At 68.7% G+C, this 21,419-nt stretch carries 12 protein-coding genes, 1 other RNA gene and 2 pseudogenes; 4 read left to right on the top strand and 11 right to left on the bottom strand.

Annotated features, from left to right (window positions below):
• Window positions 1-7: 7 nt before the first annotated feature.
• The 3 genes from VS93_RS15970 (at window position 8) to VS93_RS15980 (ending at window position 4,049) form a co-directional block, all read left to right on the top strand.
• Window positions 8-880: a hypothetical protein gene (locus VS93_RS15970; protein ID WP_156184873.1), complete on the top strand. Its 873-nt coding sequence runs from the start codon at window positions 8-10 to the stop codon at window positions 878-880.
• 2 nt (window positions 881-882) lie between these two features.
• On the top strand, window positions 883-3,633 hold the full coding sequence (locus VS93_RS15975; protein WP_046470721.1) for a glycosyltransferase: 2,751 nt from the start codon (window positions 883-885) through the stop codon (window positions 3,631-3,633).
• A gap of 101 nt (window positions 3,634-3,734) precedes the next feature.
• Window positions 3,735-4,049, top strand: coding sequence for a hypothetical protein (locus VS93_RS15980; protein ID WP_046470722.1), 315 nt, complete (start codon window positions 3,735-3,737; stop codon window positions 4,047-4,049).
• A 189-nt stretch (window positions 4,050-4,238) separates the two neighbouring features.
• Here VS93_RS15980 and ssrA read toward each other — a convergent pair.
• From ssrA to VS93_RS16030, 11 genes and pseudogenes are all read right to left on the bottom strand, one after another.
• Window positions 4,239-4,612: a transfer-messenger RNA gene (gene ssrA / locus VS93_RS28245) on the bottom strand.
• Window positions 4,613-5,095: 483 nt separating this feature from the next.
• Complete coding sequence (locus VS93_RS15985; RefSeq protein WP_046470723.1) at window positions 5,096-7,102, bottom strand: penicillin-binding transpeptidase domain-containing protein; 2,007 nt, start codon at window positions 7,100-7,102, stop codon at window positions 5,096-5,098.
• A gap of 18 nt (window positions 7,103-7,120) precedes the next feature.
• Window positions 7,121-7,585, bottom strand: coding sequence for an SsrA-binding protein SmpB (gene smpB / locus VS93_RS15990; RefSeq protein WP_046470724.1), 465 nt, complete (start codon window positions 7,583-7,585; stop codon window positions 7,121-7,123).
• A 55-nt stretch (window positions 7,586-7,640) separates the two neighbouring features.
• Complete coding sequence (gene ftsX / locus VS93_RS15995) at window positions 7,641-8,549, bottom strand: permease-like cell division protein FtsX (RefSeq protein WP_173434315.1); 909 nt, start codon at window positions 8,547-8,549, stop codon at window positions 7,641-7,643.
• Window positions 8,550-8,627: 78 nt separating this feature from the next.
• A pseudogene (gene ftsE / locus VS93_RS16000) lies at window positions 8,628-9,316 on the bottom strand (cell division ATP-binding protein FtsE).
• Between the two features lie 305 nt (window positions 9,317-9,621).
• Window positions 9,622-10,733, bottom strand: a protein-coding gene (gene prfB, locus VS93_RS16005; RefSeq protein WP_156184874.1) for a peptide chain release factor 2 whose coding sequence is annotated in 2 segments (ribosomal slippage) — window positions 9,622-9,935 and window positions 9,935-10,733 — 1,113 coding nt in all. Because the reading frame shifts where the segments join, the coding sequence is not laid out codon by codon here.
• Between the two features lie 83 nt (window positions 10,734-10,816).
• Window positions 10,817-15,688, bottom strand: coding sequence for an NAD-glutamate dehydrogenase (locus VS93_RS16010; protein WP_046470726.1), 4,872 nt, complete (start codon window positions 15,686-15,688; stop codon window positions 10,817-10,819).
• A 454-nt stretch (window positions 15,689-16,142) separates the two neighbouring features.
• Complete coding sequence (locus tag VS93_RS16015) at window positions 16,143-16,925, bottom strand: HAD family hydrolase (RefSeq protein ID WP_046470727.1); 783 nt, start codon at window positions 16,923-16,925, stop codon at window positions 16,143-16,145.
• A 53-nt stretch (window positions 16,926-16,978) separates the two neighbouring features.
• Window positions 16,979-18,606 (bottom strand): annotated as a pseudogene (gene pruA, locus VS93_RS16020) (L-glutamate gamma-semialdehyde dehydrogenase).
• 129 nt (window positions 18,607-18,735) lie between these two features.
• Window positions 18,736-19,194 carry a DUF6912 family protein gene (locus tag VS93_RS16025; protein WP_046470728.1) on the bottom strand — a complete coding sequence of 153 codons (459 nt, stop codon included), beginning with the start codon at window positions 19,192-19,194 and terminating at the stop codon, window positions 18,736-18,738.
• An 88-nt stretch (window positions 19,195-19,282) separates the two neighbouring features.
• Window positions 19,283-19,948: an HAD family hydrolase gene (locus VS93_RS16030; protein WP_046470729.1), complete on the bottom strand. Its 666-nt coding sequence runs from the start codon at window positions 19,946-19,948 to the stop codon at window positions 19,283-19,285.
• Window positions 19,949-20,136: 188 nt separating this feature from the next.
• Between VS93_RS16030 and VS93_RS16035 the strand changes: the two genes are divergently transcribed.
• Complete coding sequence (locus VS93_RS16035; protein ID WP_046470730.1) at window positions 20,137-21,351, top strand: acyl-CoA dehydrogenase family protein; 1,215 nt, start codon at window positions 20,137-20,139, stop codon at window positions 21,349-21,351.
• The last annotated feature ends 68 nt before the right edge of the window (window positions 21,352-21,419 follow it).

Here is a 21,419-nt window from a genome sequence, read left to right on the forward strand (position 1 = left end):
GGTACTCGTGCGTGCCACACGCCTCCGGCTGCGCCCGGAGCACCTGTCCGTCCTGGACGGCCGCACTCTGAACGTGGCGGCCGTGCTGTCCGAAGCACCGCCGGCCGGCCCCGCAGCGGTGGAGTTCGCGTCAGGGGACCGGAGAACGAGAGCCGCGGCCCGAATGTCCCTCACAGCGGACGGTCGCGCCCGGATCGAGGCCACCGTCCGGCTGCGCGCCGGCGAGACGGAGAACCCCTCTGAACCCGCGGAGCGGCTGCCGGAGGTGGTGCTGGCTGCCGGGCGGTGGAGCATCCGTCTGCTGCTCAGCGGGGACGGCCGGACCCGGCGCCTGGCGCTGGCCGCCCCCACGGACTCCGCACGGTCGGGCCCGTACGACGGAGCGCGTTTCGCCGTGGTCCGCACGCTCTCGGGTGCGGCGGCCATCTCGGCGGCTCCGCCTCGGCCGGCGGCGAACGTGGGCTCCATTGTCCTTCGCCCCCACCGGGCGCAGGTGCGCGGCGAACTGCTCAACGCGGGCGCACCGGACACGATCGTCGCCGAGATGGCGCTGCGCGGCGGCCGGACGGTACACCCCATACGGCCGTTGCTCGCCCCCGGGCCCCACGGGAGCGGGTTCACCGTGGAACTCCCCCTCGCCGCGATGGCGGCCTCCTCGCCCTGCATCGGTGCCGACCTCCACTGGGAACTGCGGTTCCGCACCGGAACCGGGAAGATCCTGCCCGTCCGCCGGGCGGACGTCGCCCCGCACGTCCTCCGCACCGCGCTCCCCGCCCAGACCGTACGGCCCGAGAACGGCCCCCCGGTCCTGCTGCGCCCGTACTACGCCGACGCCGCAACGCTGATCGTCGTCCTGACCGCACTTCCGCCCGGAGCCTGACCATGAGGATCACCTACCTGCTGACCGGAGGCGACGCCGTGGACGGCGCGGAGGCCGCCGTGCTCTCCCAGACCGCCCGCCTCGGCGAGCGCCACGAGGCCGAGATCATCACCGTCTTCCGGACCGTGCAGGACGGCGCTCCGGATCCCCGGGTACCGGTGCGGTACCTGGTGGACGCCCGCGCCCCGGTACAGCGGCCGACACGCGACTGCACGCTGGACGAGGAGACCTGCCGGACGCTGAGTGGCGAGCCCAGTGAGCTGCTTCCGGCGAGCCGGCGGAGCGGGTTCAGCCGGCTCACCGACATCGAGCTGCGTCACGCGCTGGCGCGTATCGGAACCGACGTGCTGGTGGGGACCACACCGGCGCTGACGTCGCTGATCGCCCGGTTGGCCCCCGCCGGTGCCGTCACGGTCGGCCAGGAGTACCGCGTCTCCGAGCTGCGCGGAGCCGGTACCGCCGCACTGCTGTCATACGCGCCGTGGCTGGACGCGCTGGTGGTGGTCAGCGAGCCCACCCGGTCGTGGTTGGCCGCGTCGCTGGGCGCGGCCGCGCCCCGGTTGGAGACCATCCCCCTGGCCGCGCCCTCAGGATTTCGGCCGCGCTCCGGCCTGCGGACCCGCAGGATCCTGGTCGCCCAGCCCCTGGTGCCCGAGAAACAGACCGATCACGCGATCCTGGCGTTCGCGAAGGTCGCCGCCGCTCACCCCGACTGGAGCCTCCGCATCCGCGGCAGCGGCCCGGACCTGCCCCGCCTCCGCGCCCTGGTCCACGCCCGCGAGCTGCACGACCGGGTCGAGTTCCTGGACGGGGACTGCACGGTCGCCGAGGAATGGGCCAAGGCCAGCATCTGCCTGCTGCTCTCCGGAACGGAGGCCTTCGGCCCGGCGCTGACCGAGGCGTTCGCGGCCGGGGTTCCCGCTGTCTGCTACGACTGCGCCAACGGCCCCGCCGAGGTGGTCCGGCACGGCACCGACGGTCTCCTCGTCCCGGCCGGCGACGTGGACGGGCTCGCCTCCGCGCTCGGCACACTCATGGCGGACGACGCCACACGGTTCGCTTGGGGCGCGGCCGCCCTCGACGGAGTGGACCGTTTCTCCCCCGAGCTCATCACCGCCCGCTGGGAGGCGCTCTACGCCGACCTTCTCACGATCGCGCCGCGCGATCGCGCCCGTGCCCGCGCCGACCGGGCCGCGCGGCACGCCGCCGCGACCGCGCGGCGCGGTGCGCTGTTCCAGGAGCTGCCATGGGAGCAGACGACGTCCCAGGTCCCGGACATGGCGGCCGAGGAGGAACGCGTCCACCGCCACCATCCGCACCTGATCCGCTCCGGCGGGCAACTCACCGGGATCCGCGACGACCTGCCGCCCCACGGCGCCCTCCGCGCCAACCTGGACCTGATCGTGAGGGCTCTGGACTACTTCGGGGTGCCGTACGCGCTGGTGCGGGACGACGGGCCGCGGCACCGGGTCATGGTCACCGAGGAGCGGAGCGCGGCGGCACTGGCGGCGCTGACCGCCGCCTACGACAACGAACCGGTCTACGCCAAGCCGCTGCGCCCGCGCGGCCGGCTCCCCCAGCCGGTGCTCGCCGGCATGGTCGGCGGTATGACCGGTATCTCCGGGGTCCGAGTGTTCCGGCCCGTCATCACCTCGGGAAGGACGCTGCGCTACGGCGCCGGCTATGGCGCGGACCTGGAGTTCTGGTCCTGGGACGAGGACGGCGGCTGCTACGTCGCCCCGTGCCCGTCCGCCATCGGCGACCGGATTCCACCGGAGGCGATGACGCCGGCGTCGCTGCGCGTGGCGGACCGGGACTACCCGAGCTACGAGCCTTTCGCCCGCCGCCTGCTGACCGACGTCGATTTCCCCGTCGACGCCGTCTACACCTGGGACGGCGGTTCCGATCCGGCCGCGGGGGAACGGCCGGCGGACGCCGCCGGTGACCACCGGCCCGGCGACGCCGAGAAGCTCCGTTACTCGGTTCGCTCGGTCGCGATGTTCGCGCCGTGGATCAGGCGGATCTTCGTCGTGACCGAAAACGGGGCACCGGAGTGGCTGGAAACCGCCCACCCGGGCATCACCGTGCTCCCGCACCGGGAGCTGGCCGGCGCCGGCGGCACACTTCCCCTGTTCGCTCCGCTCCGCACCGGGCCCCGGCTGCACACCATCGACGGTCTCAGCGAGCACTTTCTCCATCTCCGCGCCGACGTCTTCATCGGGCGCCCTCTGGCGCCGGGGCACTTCTTCCATTCCAACGGGATGGCGAGGTTCTTCCGCTCCCCGGTCGCGGTTCCGCTCGGCAAACCCGCGCCGGACGATCCCGCGGACGTCGCCGCCGCGAAGCGGAACCGCGCGCTGATCGAGGACGCGTTCCAGCGCCGCACCACCCACGGCTTCCGGTATGCGCCCTCCCCGCTACGCCGCTCGGTCCTCGCCGAGATCGAGGAGCGGTTTCCCTCCGAACTCGCGGCGACCGCGGACGCCTCCGCCTCGGCTTCGCTGCACCACCATTACGGCTACCTCACCGGCCGCTCCGTCCCGGGCGAACTCCGCTGCTCCCGGGTGGACGCGGGGGTCCCGGAACAGCACCCTGAGCTCAACCGGCTGCTCCATGCCCGCGACCAGGACTCCTTCTGCGTCACCGAGTCCGCGTCGGAGCAAGTGCTCCCGGGCGAGCAGCGCCGGATGATCCACGCGTTCCTGCGGAGCTATTTCCCGATCGCCAGTCCCTACGAGCGGCCACCGCCGTGAGCGGAGGCCGGGCGGCGTGTCACGCATACGCTACACGCCCACACGAACACTCAAAGTGACAATGGCGTATGGAAGCCGTCCCCGAGCACAGGAACGCTGCTATGGCCGAGCCGAAACACGCCCGCCCACGCCAAGAACCGCCCATGATCTCCCCCTCCGCCGACCGCCGCCACCTGTCCGCGCTGGCCTCCGCTCTGGAGCGGTACGGGGTACGGTCCCGGATCGTCGAGGGGCGCGCACCGTTCCTGCGGGCGGGCAACCCCGAGTCCGACTACGCGGTCGAGGAGGTCAGATGCGAGTGCCGCGCCTACGAGTACGCCTTCGTGACCTCCTTCGGCGTGTGCCTTGGAAGCAGCGCCGACATCGGCCGCGCCGCCGAGAGGACCGCCCGGCTCCTCGGGGTGGCCGCGTCTTGAGGCCGGGCCCCGTCCCCTCAGCGGCGCCGGTGCGCCCCGGGTCCCGCACCGCACGGAAAAAGCCCCTGACCGGCGAATATTTCGCAGGTCAGAGGCTTTCTCCAGCGAGGGCCGGGGGTCGCCCCCCGAAGACACGAAGAGACGACCCCGCGAGCGCGGCCAACGCGCGAGCAGGGTCGTCTCAGAGTCGAGTGGAGGTGGCGGGAATCGAACCCGCGTCCTTCAGTGCCGCAACAGGGCTTCTCCGGGTGCAGTCTGTGCTGTCGTTCTGCTCGGCCCCAGCGCTCTCACAGACATGTCACTGACGGGCCCAGCCACGTAGATGTCCCGTTCAGGCCCCGTGGCCTGATCTGAACGGTAAGTCCTCTAACCGATGCCGGACACTGGGCCGAGGACGGGCCCAGGCCGACAGAGACGCTATCGCTTAGGCAGCGAGAGCGAACTCAGTGCGCTTAGAGTTGGCACTTGATATTTAGCGCGAATGCAGGATTAACGAGGTCACACTCACAACCCTCGACCCGCTTCCCCTGGAACGATCACCAAAGTCGAAACCGATCACCCCCTGTGTAGTTGTCAACGGGCTCTGTGGCCCGCGTGCGGGAACCACCGTGGTGTTCCCCGATGTTCCAACGCTACCGGGATAACGGCGAAAGGACCAAGCTGATTCCCGCGTGGGGTGCCGCCGCGTGAAAGTGCCCGGGGGCGCTCGGTCGCCCCCGGGCAACGAGAATCCCTCGCGGGCGCGGACTCAGAACGATCGACGCTGCCCGCGAGGGCGGCCGGCAGGGTCGGGCCGGCCTCGAAGGCAGGGTCTCCCCCGAGACGAGATCCTGCCGCCATGACTGGTTCCCGCAACCCCCTTTACGGCATCCAGTCATTAAGGAAGACGCGACCTGTCTCCGGACAGGTTGCCCATCGCAGGATTTTTCCGGGTGATTTTCCAGCTGAGGCCGCCGAGCCCGCGACGACCGACCCTGGGTGCCGCTGTCGCGGGGCCCGACCGAAATAAGGGGGCCGCGTCAGCGTGGATGATCGCGGCGGTTCGCTCACTCCGAGGCTTCGGGGGGTGCGCCGAGGTCGGTCGCAGGGTCCTCGGAGTCCGCCCCCTGTTCGGCTTCCTCTTCCTCCGCGTCCTCGGCCGTCTCAGGGATGTTCTCCACATAGCCGCTGGGCAGGCGCAGCAGGAACTCGCCGACCGTGTTCTCGGCGTACTGGTTGAACCGCAGTGCGGGGTCCACCTCGATCGCGACGGCGACGGCCACGTCCCCCTGATAGCCGACGAACCACTGCACGGCGGTCTCCTCGCCGTCGACCTGCTGCACGGCCGTGGCCACCTGGCCGTGCACGGGGATGTCCCCCACGTTCGCGCCCGATGCGCTGCCCTCCACCACGGCGTCGCGCAGCATGTCCTGCAGCGCTGACACGGTTCCGGTGTCCAGTTCGCGGGCCGGTACGTTCTCGCCCTCCTCCTCGTCCGAGACGGCGAGTCGCGGAGGGTTCCAGGAACCGCTGGCGACCCCGCCGGCCGCCAGGGCCATGGTGAGCGGACTCACCGTGACGTTATCGGCGCCGACCATCGCGGCCGCCAAATCCTCCTCGGACCGCGGAACGGTGAACTCTCCGCTGTGGGTCGGCACGGAGAGCCGCCAGTCGCCTCCCACACCGAAGTCGGCGGCGCTCGACGCCAGGGCGTCGGCGCCTACCTCCTCTCCGAGGCCAGCGAACGCGGTGGTGCAGGTGTAGGCGAAGTCGCGGGCCAGGTCCGGGCTACCCCACAACGCGGTGTTGTTGGGGTTGGTGAACCTGCGATCCCCGACCTGGCGCTGCTGGTCGCACGGGACGGTCTGGTCGGGTGCGGCGGCGCCGGACTCCAGCGCGGCCGCGGTCGAGACGATGGTGAACACCTCGCCCGGCCGGTACTCCTTGGTGAACGCACCGTCGTCGTCGGTGCTGCCCGGCTGGCCGGCGGCGGCGAGGATGTGGCCGTTGCGCGCGTCCACGGCGACCAGGTAGCCGCTGTCCGGTAGTGCCTCCAGCACTCCTTCCGCGGCTTCCTGGGCATCGGCGTCGATCGTGGCGCTGAGCGACCCGCTCTGCTCCCCCGGCCAGGTCTCCAGCACATCGGTCTGCTCGCCGTCGCCGTCCAGCGTCACGACCTCGGTGTTGGCGGTGCCGGCGAGCCGCTGTTGGAAGGCGCTCTGCAGGCCGCTCAGCCCGACCGTGTCGCCGGCCTGGTACGGGCCCGCGACACGGGAGGAGACGTTGTGCCCGACGGTGCCGGCCACCTCGCCGACGGTGGCCTGCGCCTGCTCGGGGTACAGCGACATGGTGATCTGGCTGGTCTCGACACCGGAGATCCGCTTGGCTTTTCGGGTTACCGCACCCTCGACGTCCCGCTTGCGCACCAGGACGAGGGGCTGGAACTGCTCCGGAGGGGCCGAGCGGACCCGGTTGAGCAGCGGATCGGGGTCCTCGTCGAGGAGTTCGGCGAGGTCGTTGACGCCTTTCTCTGTGTCCTCCATGTCGGCGGGGACCACACCGAACGCGGTGACCTGCTGCTCCGCGACGAGCGGGCGCCCGTTCCGGTCGAAGATCTGCCCCCGGTCGGGGACGTCGTAGTTCACCGCGAGCCGCTCGCCCTCTTCGAGCTTGGGATGGATGACGTCGGGCGCCCAGGTGATCTGCCACCCCTCGGCGTTCTGCTCCAGCCCCATGGACCCGGTGTACTGCCACACGGGGTCGCCGATGCCGAGGTCGGCCTGGGCGTGGAACTCCGCCGTGCCGGTGTCGCCCTGCTGGTCGAGGCCGCCGAGTTCGAAACGCAGAGCCGCCAGGTCAAGCTGGTCGTGCACCTGTTCGAGGGCGCCCGCCACCTCCTCGACCTCACCCGTCGTGTGCCGTGCCGCGGCCTCGTACTCACCGGCCTGCCAGTCGATCAGGAACGCGCGGACCGCGACCTCCGGACTGGGGTGCGGAGTGCACCCTGCGATGGCGGCCGCTAAGGCGACACTGGTACCGACGACTACGGCTCGACGAAGATGGCGGGGGGGCACCCTGGTGATCCTTTCGGCTCAACGCCGACGGCGGAGTGCGCGCTCCATATCTCGCTGCGCCTCGCGTGCGGCGATGTCCTGGCGTTTGTCGTACTGGCGTTTACCGCGGGCCAAGGCCAGCTCCACCTTGGCCTTGCCCTCGCTGAAATACAGCGACAGCGGCACCAGCGTACGGCCCGTTTCGCGGGTCTTTGCCACCAACTTGGCGATCTCTTCGCGGTGCAGGAGTAGCTTACGCGGCCGCCGGGCGGCGTGGTTGGTCCATGTCCCGTGTGCGTACTCGGGGATATGGACGTTCTCCAACCACACCTCTCCCCGCTTGATGTGCGCGAATCCGTCCACGAGAGAGGCGCGCCCGGCCCGCAGCGACTTCACCTCGGTACCGGTGAGCACGATGCCCGCCTCGTAGGTGTCGTCGATGTGGTAGTCGTGCCGGGCCCGCCGGTTCTGGGCGATGAATTTACGCCCTTTCTCCCGTGGCACTGGAGCTTTCCTTCCTTCAACCGCCGAAGCTAAGAACGAGCAGGTGACCGTCGCGTCAGACCCGGAGGTAGCGCCGGAGTGTCAGGAACGCCGCAACGGTACAGAGGAGTATGCCCAGAATCAGCGAGACTCCGATGACGTACATCACCGCTCCGATGCCGAGGGTGATGTCGAACTGGAACCAGTCCTGGATCCGATCCAGCAGGAAGAACCTCGTCGCGACGATGAACCCTGAGGCGAAGATACCGCCGATCAAGCCCGCGACGGCGGCTTCCAGCAGGAAAGGCAGCTGGATATAGAAGTTGGACGCGCCGACCAGCCTCATGATGCCCGTCTCCCGGCGCCGGCTGTAGGCGGACAACCGGATGGTGTTGCCGATGAGTAACGCCGCAGCGGCCAACTGGATGAAGGACACGACGAGCGCCGCCCATTTCAGGCCGTCGAGCAGGCTGAAGAACTGCTCGAGCACCTGCTGGTCGTCGGAGATCGAGTCGACCCCCGGACGGCCCTGTACCGCGTCCTGTACTTCCTGGTACTGGGTCGGATCCTGCAACTGCACACGGAAGTTGTCCGGAATGTCGCCCTCTTGGGCGGCCTCGACCAGCGCATCGTGGTTGGAGAAGCGCTCCTGGAAGTCCTGCCAGGCCTCGGACGCGGTCACGTACTCGACGTTCGCGACCTGGGGCATTCCCTCCAAGTCGTCCTGGATCTCGGTCCGCTCCTCATCGGTGGCGGCTCCGCTCTCCTCACACGTCGGGGACAGCGACGTGTCCGTGCACATGTAGATGGTGAGCGAGATCCGCTCGTCCCAGTAGCGGCGCATCTCGGTCACCTGCTGGTTGATGAGCAGACCGCCACCGAACAGGGCGAGCGAGATGGCCACCGTGGTGATGACCGCGACGGTCATCGTGAGATTTCGGCGTAGGCCGATCCAGGTTTCAGAAAGTACGAATTGTGCGCGCATGATGTGTTAAGGATCCGTCCTTAGGGGCTTCGCCGCGCCGTTGCGAGCAGCGCGAGGACGCACGGCCGGCCCGAGGGGTCAGTAGGCCTGGCCGTAGACGCCGCGCGTCTGGTCCCGGACGACCACACCCTCCTCGAGCTCGATGACGCGCTTGCGCATCGAGTCGACGATGGCGGCATCGTGCGTTGCCATGACGACGGTCGTACCGGTGCGATTGATTCGGTCGAGCACCTTCATGATGCCGATCGACGTGGCGGGATCGATGTTCCCGGTGGCTCATCGGCCAGCAGGATCTGTGGCCGGTTCACGAAGGCCCGGGCGATCGCGACCCGCTGCTGCTCACCTCCCGAGAGCTCATCGGGCATGCGATCGGACTTGCCTTCCAGGCCGACCAGCTCGACGACCTCCGGAACCACCTTCTTGATGAATCGCCGGGGCTTCCCGATCACTTCCAGGGCGAACGCGACGTTCTCGAAGACGTTCTTGTTCGGCAGGAGGCGGAAATCCTGGAACACGCAGCCGATACGGCGCCGCAGGTGGGGCACCTTCCAGTTGGACAAGCGCGCGAGATCCTTACCCGCGACGTGCACCTTGCCCTTGTTGGGCTTCTCCTCCTTGAGGATCAGCCTGAGGAACGTTGACTTACCCGAGCCCGAGGGACCGACGAGGAAGACGAACTCTCCCTTCTCGACGTCGATGGAAACGTTCTCGAGGGCGGGGTGCTTCTGGGTCAGGTAGACCTTGGTGACGTTTTCAAAGTGAATCACAGGAGCATCACAAGGTTCTCGAGGGTTGGGGGCACCCAGGCGGACGTAATGTTTCCGCGCAGGGCAGGACTGGCCACGGGGCCAACCGACAGTGTAGAGGGGAACGCAACCCCGGATGTCCAGATCGAGGAGGTTCCTCACTTGCACCGCCACCGAGGGAAGACATGGGGGTAACACCCCTACGCTGCACCTCAGCCGCGGTTGTCCACGGCCGACCGTCAGACAATAGATCTGAGCATATCGGAAGTGTCAACCAACTATAACGTTCATGCATACGACCGTTTGGTGGAGTCCGATGCCGGTTCTCAGCCGGCGCTCGCACCGCTCCGAAGCCATCGGATCTCCGCGTCGATAAAGGAATCGATCTCACCGTCCAGCACCGCACCCGTGTTGCCGGTCTCAGCATTGGTGCGTACGTCCTTCACGCTCTGGTAGGGGTGCAGCACGTAGTTGCGCATCTGGGTTCCCCAGCTGCTGACCGATTCACCCCGGAGCTCGTCGATCTCGGCCTGCTCCTCCCTGCGCTTGCGCTCCAGCAGCCTTGCCTGCAACACGGACATCGCGCTCGCGCGGTTCTGGATCTGGCTCTTCTCGTTCTGGCACGAGACGACGATGCCGGTGGCAGATGGGTGATGCGCACGGCCGAGTCCGTGGTGTTGACGCTCTGGCCGCCCGGACCGCTGGAACGGAAGACGTCGATCCGCAGCTCGTTCTCCTCGATGTCGATGTGGTCGCTCTGCTCCACGACCGGCACGACGTCGACGCCGGCGAACGAGGTCTGGCGCCGGTTCTGGTTGTCGAACGGCGAGATCCGCACCAACCGGTGCGTGCCGTGCTCGCCGCGGAGCGTGCCGTAGGCGAACTGCGCCTTGACGGCGAACGTCGTGGACTTGATCCCGGCTTCCTCCGCGTAGGAGGTGTCGTAGATCTCCGTCGGGTATCCGTGACGCTCGGCCCAGCGGAGGTACATGCGCTGCAGCATCTGCGCCCAGTCGGCGGCGTCGATCCCCCCGGCCTGCGCGTTGATCGTCACCAGGGCCTCACGTTCGTCGTAAGGACCGTTGAGCAGGGTTCGAACCTCCAGCTCACCGATGTCCTTGCGCAGGGAGCGCAGTTCGGTGTCGGCCTCGGCCCGGGTGTCGGGGTCGTCCTCCGTCTCCGCGAGCTCGTAGAGCACGCTGAGGTCGTCGAGACGCTGCCGGATGTTCCCGACCTTGGTGACCACGGACTCCAGATGGGAGAGCCTGCGAGTGACCTTCTGCGCGTTCTCCTGATCGTTCCAGAGCTCAGGGTCGGCAGACTGCTCGCGCAACTGCGCGATCTCCGTGTGCTTGGCGTCGAGGTCCAGCACGGACTCCACGCTCGCCAGCGTGGACGAGAGTTCTTTGATCTGTTCTGCGGGGTCTTGGTCTGCCACGGCCCTAAGTCTAGGGTCTTCGGCGGCCGCTCCGCTCTGGGTGCGGAGCGGCCGTCCGGTCGCTGAACTGCTGCGCTATCGCCTCAGCTCAGCAGCGAGCGGATCGCGCGAAGCGCCACCGAGAGAGTGGCCAGGTCGAAGCGCTCGGTCTCCCAGATCTCGGACATGGTCTGGCCCGCGCGCTCCACGGCGACCCGGTTCTGCTCCGTCCAGTGGGCCCGCAGGTCGTCGGCTGGTTCGTCGGCGCCCCCGGACAGCAGCACGTTCTCGGTGAGGTCGGCGTGCGCGGCGTACAGATCGTCGCGTACGGCCGAACGGGCCATCGTGTTCCAGCGGTCGTCGCGCGGCAGCGCGATGATCCGCTCCCGGAGCCGGGCGATCTGCAGCTGCTCGGCCAGGTCGAAGTAGACCTCGGCGACCTTGCGCAGTGAGCGCCCGGTGCGGTGCGCGATCTCCACCAGGTCGAAGGTGGAGTAGGCCGGCACCATCGCGGCCACGAGCTCCGCGAGTTCCTTGGGCACGCCCTGCATGACGAAGCGGTCGCGGCGGTCGCTGTACGCGGCCAGGTCGCGCCCCTGAAGCAGTTCGGGAAGCTGCGGCACGACCGCGGACACGCCTTCGGCGAAGAAGGTGATCTCCTCGCTGAGATCGAACGGCGACGTGCGGTTGCGCAGCAGCCAGCGCGCGGCGCGCTCCGACAGCTTGCGCGCCTCCAGCAGCAACGAGAGCTGGGTGTCGACCTCGATCCGGTGGTCCAGGTCCTCCACCGCCTGCCAGAACCGGCGCATCTGGAAGACGTCCTGTACTACGAGGTAGGCCCGCGCGATATCGGCGGCGTCGGCGCCCAGCTCCTCGTTGAGCCGGAACGCGAAGGTCATCCCCGACCGGTTCACCATGTCGTTCACCACCTGGTTGGTGATGATCTCGCCGGCCAGCGGGTGCTCCGGCATGGCGTCGGCGAAGCGCTCACGCAGCGGGGTCGGGAAGTACTCGGTGAGCGTGGTCCGCAGATAGGAGTCGGAGCTCAGGGTGGACGCCTGGATCTCCTCCTTGAGGGTGATCTTGGTGTAGGCGATCAGGACGGCGAACTCCGGACCGGTGAGCCCCTGTCCGCTGGAGCGCCGCGCCGCGATCGCCTTGTCGTCGGGGAGGAACTCCAGCTTCCGCTTGAGTTGACCGGACCGTTCCAGCTTGCGCAGGTAGCGGGAGTGGACGTGCAGCATACTGCCGGCCTGCTTGCGCGCCGCCGCAAGGAGGACGTTCTGGGCGTAGTTGTTCTGCAGCACCAACTCGGCGACCTCGTCGGTCATGCTCATGAAGAGCTGGTCGCGCTCCTCCTTGGGTTCCCGTCCCCTGCGGACCTCCTTGTCCAGCATGATCTTGATGTTCACCTCGTGGTCGGAGGTGTCCACACCGGCCGAGTTGTCGATGAAGTCGGTGTTCACCCGGCCGCCCGCGAGAGCGAAATCGATACGGGCGAGCTGGGTCAGCCCCAGGTTCCCGCCTTCGCCGATGACCCTGCAGCGCAGGTCCTCGGCGTTCACCCGGATGACGTCGTTGGCCTTGTCGCCGACGTCGGAGTGGGATTCCGCGGACGCCTTGACGTAGGTGCCGATCCCGCCGTTCCACAGCAGGTCCACCGGGGCCGTGAGGATGTGCTGCATCATCTCGAAGGGGGTCAAGGAGGTGACATCCTCGGCGATACCGAGCGCCTCCCGGACCTGGGGGGTGACGGGTATCGACTTCGCGGCGCGCGAGTACACCCCGCCGCCCTCGGAGATCAGGTTCTCGTCGTAGTCGGCCCACGAACTGCGCGACAGGTCGAACAGCCGCCGCCGCTCAGCGAAGCCGAGGTCGGGGGCGGGGGCGGGGTCGAGGAAGATGTGCCGGTGGTCGAAGGCCGCGACCAGCCGGATGTGCCGCGAGAGCAGCATGCCGTTGCCGAACACGTCGCCCGACATGTCGCCGATACCGACCACGGTGAAGTCCTCGTTCTGGACGTCCACCCCCATCTCGCGGAAGTGGTACTTGACCGACTCCCACGCTCCGCGGGCGGTGATGCCCATGGCCTTGTGGTCGTAGCCGATCGAGCCGCCGGAGGCGAAGGCGTCGCCCAGCCAGAACCCGCGTTCGAGGGAGATCCCGTTGGCGATGTCGGAGAACGTTGCGGTGCCCTTGTCCGCGGCGACCACCAGGTAGGAGTCGGCGTCGTCGTAGCGGACGACGGCCTCGGGGTGCTCCACCACGCCGTCGACCAGGTTGTCCGTGACGTCCAGGAGCCCGCTGATGAACTGCCTGTAGCAGGCGATCACCTCGGCCTGGAGTGCGTCGCGGTCCCCGCCGGAGGGCAGCTGCTTGCAGATGAACCCGCCCTTCGCGCCGCTGGGCACGATGACGGCGTTCTTCACCATCTGCGCCTTGACCAGGCCCAGGATCTCGGTACGGAAGTCCTCCGGACGGTCCGACCAGCGCAGCCCGCCGCGCGCCACGGAGCCGAAGCGCAGGTGCACCCCCTCGACCCGCGGCGAGTAGACGTACTTCTCGTACTTGGGCCGCGGGGCCGGCAGGTCCGGGATGCGCTGCGGGTCCAACTTGTAGACCAGGTACGGCTTGGAGTCGCCGGTGGAGTCGGTCTGGAAGTAGTTGGTGCGCACCGTGGCCTGGATCGCCGAGAGGAACGAGCGCAGGATGCGGTCGTGGTCGAGGCTGGCGACGAGATCGAGCTCTCCCTGGAGCTCCTCGGCGATGGCCTCGGAGCGCTCTTGGCGGCCGGCGTCGAAACGCGGGTCGAACCTCGACTCGAACAGCCGGATCATCAGATTGGCGATGTGCACGTTGGCGACGAGCACATCGGCGATGTAGGCCGGGCTGAAGGTACTGCCGGCCTGCCGCAGGTACTTGGCGTAGGCGCGCAGGATGGTGAGCTGCTGCCAGGTGAGGCCGGCGCGCACCACGAGGGCGTTGAAGCGGTCCGACTCGCCCCGGCCGTGCCAGAGCGCGGTGAAGGCGTCCTCGAACAGGAACTTCAGCCGATTCCAGCCTCTCTCCTCGGAGTCGATCCGAGCCAGGCCGAAGTCGTAGATCCAGGCCCGCCCCGAACCCTCGCGGTCGGCGCCGGGGCCCGCGATCCCGTACGGGCGTTCGTCGGTGACCTCCACACCCATGTGCTCCAGCAGGGGCAGCACACGCGAGAGGGAGATGGGCGCCCCCGTGCGGTAGACCTTGAACCGCCATTCGCCCGGGTCGGCGGAGGTGGGCCGGTAGAGGTTGACCGCGAGATCGTGCTCCCCGCTGAGGGCGTCGACGCGGAGGATGTCGTCCACAGCGGTCTTGGCCGGGGTGTCGACCTTGTACCCCTCGGGCAGGGCGTCGCCGTAGGCGCGCAGCAGCTCCGATGCGCGGTCGGCCCCGAAGCGCGCGGTCAGCTCGGCGAGGAGGTCGTCGTCCCAGGAGCGCGTGGCCTGGACGATCTCGGCCTCCAGCGTCGCGTGGTCGACGTCGGGCAGCGCCCGGCCTCGTTCGGCGCGGACGACCAGGTACAGTCGCGCCAGCGGCGACGAGCTCACCATGACGTTGTGGTCCACGGTCACGCCGCCGAACGCCTCGGCCAGGACCCTCTGGATCTCCAGCCGAACCTGCGTGTTGAAGTGGTCCCGCGGCATGTAGACCAGGCAGGAGATATAGCGGCCGTAGGGGTCGCGGCGGGTGAACAGCTTGGTGCCTCTGCGTTCGCGCAGCCGCAGCACGCCGCGGACGATCTCGTAGAGTTCTGGCACCGGTGTCTGGAGCAGCTCCTCCCGAGGGAAGCCCTCCAGGATCTCGATCAGGTCCTTGCCGTCGTAGCTCTCGGCGTCGAACCCGGCCAGGTCGAGGACTTCGGACAGCTTCCGCCTGAGAATGGGGATCTGCGAGATGCTGGTCGTGGCGGCCTCATGGGTGAACAGACCCAGGAAGCGCCGTTCGCCGATGATATTGCCCTGCTCGTCGAACTTCTTGACGCCGATGTAGTCGAGGTAGCGGGGACGGTGCACAGTGGCGCGGGAGTTCGCCTTGGTGAGCACCAGCACGTGCGGCTCGCGCGCCTTCGCGCGCACCTCCGGCGGCAGAACGGTGAAGCTTCCCGAATCGGCGTGATCCATCCGGAGCAGGCCGAGTCCGCTCCCGGTCTGCGGGGCCAGGGCGTCGTTCCCGTCGTCGTCGGTGACGAGCGCGTACTCGCGGTAACCCATGAAGGTGAAGTGGCGGTCGGCGCTCCAGCGCAGGAATTCGACGGCCTCGGCGCTCTCGTATGCCGCCACACCGCCGGCGGCCTGGGAGTCACGGGTGGCGGCGACCTCGTCGGCGAGCATGATCGCCCGGCGGCGCATCTTCGCGCCGTCCTCGTGCACGTGCCGGACGTCGATGAGCACACGCTCGATACAGGTCGCGAGCTGCTCCAGCACGAACGGGTCGGTCTGCCGGTCGATCTCGATGTGCATCCACGACTCTGCGAGCGGCTCGGGACCGTCGCCCTCGTCCGGGCCGACCTCCTTCAGATTGCCGGCGATATCGCGTGCCACGCGCAGCTGCGGGTGGATGACCAGCTGGATTCCGACACCCCGCCGGTTGAGCTCCATAGTGACGGAGCTGACCAGGAAAGGAGCGTCATCGGTCACGATCTCGACGACCGTGTGGCCGACGTCCCACCCTTCCTTCTCGCGCGTCGGGGTGTGGACACGCACCTTGGACCGCCCCTGCGGGCGGTACTCGGCCAGCTCGCGGTGGGCGATCGCCGGACCGCGGATCTCGGCGGCGGCGCGCTCCTTGAGCTCCTCGGGAGCGACGTGCCGGTAGTACTGCCGCAGGAACCGCTCCAGATGGTCGAGGTCGCTGGACACCCCGTCTGAGAAGCGTGAACACTGCGTAGCCGCATCGCGCAGCAATTGGTCCTGCACGGCGTCCATCTGCCCGGACATGGTTCGATCTCACTCCTTTGTGAGCCCGTTGGGGTACCCGGATCCAGCCCGGAGTGACCCCAGAACATCGGATGATGTGACTAGTTGTGATCGTTACTCGACCCCTTTGGTTCGCCGCTCCCGGCACGGGCCCTGCGGACCGGAAGTGGCACCTGTGCGCACAGGCCATGGCGTATCGGGCCGGACTTCGTTGTTCGGCGCTCGCCTGCGCCCAGGCTACTGCTTCCCATTCGGTGGAACAGCGATCAACGCTGTAAACAGTGCGTTTCAGCTGTTAGGAGCGGATTGCGGTAGCGACCGCACCACTCGCGGCGGTAAACGGACACCACGTCTCGCCCCCGTTCTGCTGAACGCCGCCACGCGCGGCCGGCATGGGGATCCGCTATCCCGCACACCGCCTGGTATACCTCCGCCGCCTTCCCTGCCGAGACGCGGAGGCCGTGCCCCGGCACGGCTACGCGGCGCTGGTGGCCTGGAGGACGGCGTCGACGAGAGCCCGGGACGCCGTCAGGTCGTCGAGGACGTACTTCGCGCCGGCCGCACGCAGCTGCGACTCGCTGGAGGAGCCGCTGACGACGGCGATGGGCGTGGCGTGGCCGATGACCGCCGCCTCGACGTCCCGCACGGAGTCGGTGATGTACACCGTGCCCGATTCCGGAAACGGGACCCCGTGGGCCTCGGCGGCCCGCATCCGGGTGAACTGGATGAGGCTGGCCTTGGGATAGTGCTCGGATCCGAAACCGCCGATGCTCAGGTCCAGGTAACCGTCGAGCCCGAAGGCCGAGAGCTTGGCGACCGCGTTGGCCATGATCGTCCCGGTGACCACCGACTGCACGGTGTCCTCCAAGCCGGCGACCGCGGCGAGCGCCGTCTGCGCGCCGGGCATGGCCCTGCCCTTGGCCGAGAGCTGATCGCGGCGCCGCGCGAACGCCTCGCCGAGCGCCTCGATGAAGTCCGGGAGGGGCTCCTCTCCGGCCCCCAGTTCCACCTGGTTGCGGGCCAGGAACTCGAAGAAGATCTCGGAGTCGGTCCGCCCGGACATCGATGCCAGGTAGACCAAGGGCTCACCCGTCACCCGCTCGAACGCCTCAGCGTAGGCGGCGCGCGTTACCTGGGCGACGTCGACGAGGGTGAGGTCGATATTCCACAACACCAGCCGGCTAATTGGAGGCTCCTTGAGGGAAGGGTCGGTGTTTCTCGCCTCTCCTATCTTGCCGCACGCCCCGACTGGAGCCATCCCCGCGGACCCCGCGGGGCCGGCCTCGCCGGCCCCGGAACACGCGGCGGTGCTCAGCCCATATGCGGGTAACGCCAGTCGGTCGGGCTGAGGAAGGTCTCCTTGATGGCACGGGGGCTGACCCAGCGCATCAGGTTGAAGACGGACCCGGCCTTGTCGTTGGTGCCGCTGGCACGCGCGCCGCCGAAGGGCTGCTGGCCGACAATGGACCCCGTCGGCTTGTCGTTGATGTAGAAGTTTCCCGCGGAGAACCGCAGGCGGAGTCGGCCTTGGCGATCGCGGCCCGGTCGCGGGCGACGACCGCGCCCGTGAGGGCGTAGGGCGCCACATCGGCCATCTGCGCCAGCACCTGGTCGTAGCGCGAGTCGTCGTAGACGTGCACAGCGAGGATCGGTCCGAAGTACTCGGTGCTGAACACCTCGTCCTCGGGGTCCTCGCATTCCAGCACGGTCGGCTGGATGAAGTAGCCGACGGAGTCGTCGGAGGTCCCGCCGGTGAGGACCCTGATGGAGTCGGTGTCCCTGGCCCGTTTCAGCGCGCCGGTGTTCTTCGCGAACGCCCGATCGTCGATGACGGCGCCCATGAACGTGGAAACGTCCCGGGCGACGTCGCCCATGGTCAGCGACTCGACCTCGGAGAGGAAGTCGTCGCGCATGGCCGACCAGACGCTGCGCGGCACGTAGGCCCGCGAGGCCGCCGAGCACTTCTGGCCCTGGTACTCGAACGCGCCCCGGACCAGCGCGGTGCCCAGTACCGCGGGATCAGCGGACGAGTGGGCGACCACGAAGTCCTTGCCGCCGGTCTCACCGACGATGCGCGGGTAGGAGTGGTAGTGCGCGATGTTCTCGCCGGCGGTGCGCCACAGGTGCTGGAAGGTGCCGGTGGAGCCGGTGAAGTGGATGCCCGCGAGATCCGGCTGGAGCAGCGCGACCCGCGACACCGCGGACCCGTCGCCGGTGACCGTGTTGATCACACCGGGCGGGAGCCCCGCCTCCTCCAGCAGCCGCATGAAGTACCAGGCCGCGAGCGTCTGCGTGGGCGAGGGCTTCCACACCACGACATTGCCCATCAGGGCCGGGGCGGTGGGGAGGTTTCCGGCGATCGCGGTGAAGTTGAAGGGGGTGATGGCCAGCACGAACCCCTCAAGCGGCCGGAGCTCCATCCGGTTCCATACCCCGCGCACCGATAGCGGCTGCTCCTCATAGAGGCGCCGGGCGTAGGCGACATTGAACCGCAGGAAGTCGATCAGTTCGCACGCGGCGTCGATCTCGGCCTGCTGGACCGACTTGGACTGGCCGAGCATGGTCGCGGCGTTGATCCGCGCGCGCCAGGGCCCGGAGAGCAGGTCGGCGGCGCGGAGGAAGATCGCGGCGCGGTCGTCGAAGGACATCGCCCGCCACGCCGGAGCCGCCGCCCGCGCGGCGCTGATGGCCTCGCGTACCTCCAGATCGGTGGCGTTGGTCATCCTGCCCAGCACACTGCCGTGGTTGTGCGGCTGGACCACCGGTATGGGTTCGCCGGCACCGGGCCTTTGCTCGCCCCCGATGGTCTGGGTGAGCTCGTGCTCCCTGCTCGTCTGGCGCTCGATCTCCGCCACCAGTTCGTCCCGCTCCGGGGTTCCCGGCGCGTGGGTCAGGTTCGGCTCGTTGACGGGAACCGGGACATTGGTCACGGCATCCATGGAACGCCTCCCGTATGAGGTCTGCTCCGGAGGCATACCCGGCCCCGCCGGGACGGTAATCGTCGTTGCGGCTCCCGACCGGAAGATCTCGGCGGGCACTCGACCTCCGTGGCGCGGGACGCCGCGGCCTCAATCGAACAGGTACTTCAGCTCCTGGGTGGCGTACCACATGAGCTCGTGCTCGTACTCGTGGCCAGTGCCGGGCTCGGCGATGGCGGCCTCGATGGCGGGTGCGGTCGCCTCGTCGTCGACGTGGGCGGAGGCGATGCGCTTGAGAGGGACCTCCCCTGCCACCGCGACAGCGGACGGTTCCGCTTCGCCGGCCGCCGGCTCGACGATCCTGTCGGGTACGTCGGCCGCGAGCACGACACGCCGCCGAGGAGCATCGGGGTCGGCGGCCAGCAGTTGCAGCGAGGCGTCGGCCGCGCTGAGCATGGCCTCGTACTCCAACTCCTCCTCCCCGGCGACCGGCTGGGCGTTGCTGAGCTCCCGGGTCACCGCGAAGGCCGTGATGGGAGCGCCGCGTACCGAGCCGTCCGCGAGGACGCCTGCGAGAGCGGGGAGGGTACTCGGTAGGAAGATGCGCATCGTGGGACTCGATCGTTCGGGTGGCGAGGATCTGCGGACACACCAGAGTGTGCCAAGGATCCGCTCCTCACGGTGCGCCGACCCGGCACTACGACGGCGCCGGGTGGAACCGCACCTCGAAGGCTTCGGCGAGCTGGGCCCGCGTCTGCTCGGGGTCGCGGTGCAGGACCCCGGTCATGCCCAGCTCGACCGCGGCGTCCACGTTGTGCCGGATGTCGTCGATGAACACGCACTCCTCGGGCGCGAGTCCGGTGAGTTCGAGCGCGTGCCGGAAGATCGAGGCTTCGGGCTTGCGCATCCCGACCTCGCCGGAGATGACGACGGCGTCGAACGTGGCGGCGAACCGGTCACGGGGGTAGCCGTTGCCCCAGGAGTTCGACAGCAGACAGGTGCGGACCCCCTGGCCGCGTGCCTGCCGCAGGAGTGTGTACATCTCGTCGACCGGGTGGAAGCCGGAGAACATCCGCGTGATCAGTCCTTCGGCGGGTACCGGACCGCCGTCGACCAGTCTCAGCTCGGCGGCGAGCAGGCGCTCGAACTCGTCCGTCGGCACCTCGCCGCGCTCCAGCGCGTGGATCGGATTCCCCGCCGCTCCGCCGCCCCCGTAGGCGCGGTCCACCCAGGAGCGCATGACGGTGCGGTAGAGCTCGTCGTCGATGCGGTCGGCGGCCAGCCACGCGTTGATCGTCTCCTTCAGCGGCGAGGTCAGCACACCGCCCCAGTCGGTGATGATGCCGCGGCACATGGTGGACATCCCATCGCCTCCTCTTGGTTCGTGCCCAATCCTGCCGGTGGAAGTCCGGCTTCTTCCCGGGCCCGCGGCGAGCAGCAGGCAGGGGCGGAGTTTTTTCCCCGCGGCCACTGCCTCCAACCTTCGGATCCAGGGAAAATACTTATCACCACAAGGGTACCGACCAGTCGGTCGGATGGCATAATCGTCTCATGGACTTCGAAATCAGCTCCACAGCACGCGAGTACCTGGCCAACCTGAACGAGTTCATGGACGGCCACGTCTACCCCGCGGAACCCGTCTACGACCAGCAGCGAGCCGACGCCGGCCGGGACGACCACACGTTGCCGCCGGTCATGGAGGAGCTCAAGGCCGAGGCGCGCCGCCGCGGCCTGTGGAACCTCTTCCTGCCCGACGTCGGCGGCCTGAGCGTGACCGACTACGCCACGCTCGCCGAGGTCACCGGCCGCTCCCCCCACATCGCTCCGCAGGCGCTGAACTGTTCGGCGCCGGACACGGGCAACATGGAGGTGCTGCACATGTTCGGCTCGGCCGAACAGCGAAAGCAGTGGCTCGAACCGCTGCTTGAGGGCCGGATCCGGTCCGCCTTCGCCATGACCGAGCCCGACGTCGCCTCCTCCGACGCGACCAACATCGCCACCTCGATCGTCCGCGACGGCGACGACTACGTCATCAACGGCCGCAAGTGGTGGATCAGCGGAGCGGCCGATCCCCGCTGCAAGGTCTTCATCGTCATGGGCAAGACCGATCCGGACGGCCCCGCCCACCGCCAGCAGTCGATGATCCTGGTACCGAACGGGACTCCCGGCCTGGAGATCGTGCGCTCCCTGCCGGTGTTCGGCTACGAGGACCAGGAGGGCCATTGCGAACTGCGGTTCACTGACGTGCGCGTGCCGGCCGAGAACCTCATCTCCGAGGAAGGCGACGGGTTCATGATCGCCCAGGCCCGGCTCGGCCCCGGCCGCGTCCACCACTGCATGCGCGCGCTCGGCATGGCCGAGCGGGCGCTGGAGCTGATGGCCCGCCGGGCCAACGAGCGGATGGCGTTCGGCAAGCCGCTGGCCCGGCAGGGCGTGGTGCGGGAGCAGATCGCCGAATCGCGGATGGCGATCGAGCAGGCCCGCCTGCTGGTGCTGAAGACCGCGTGGCTGATCGACAAGCACGGTACAAAGGGCGCGCAAACCGAGATCGCCGCGATCAAGGTGGCCGCGCCGCGCGCGGCGGCGGAGACCATCGACCGCGCGATCCAGGTGCACGGCGGAGGCGGGGTCAGCGAAGACTTCCCGCTCGCCCGGATGTACACGATCGCCCGCACCATGCGGATCTTCGACGGCCCGGACGAGGTGCACCTGCGCTCCATCGCCCGCCGGGAGATAAAGAACCTCACTCCTTCGGACGGGGAGTGAGGCACCCTGGGATCCCGGCTTCTCCAGGTTCTTCCGAAGCCGTTGCAGAGTGTCTCACGTTGGGAGCC

The organism is Allosalinactinospora lopnorensis (assembly GCF_000981225.1).
Taxonomy (GTDB): domain Bacteria; phylum Actinomycetota; class Actinomycetes; order Streptosporangiales; family Streptosporangiaceae; genus Allosalinactinospora; species Allosalinactinospora lopnorensis.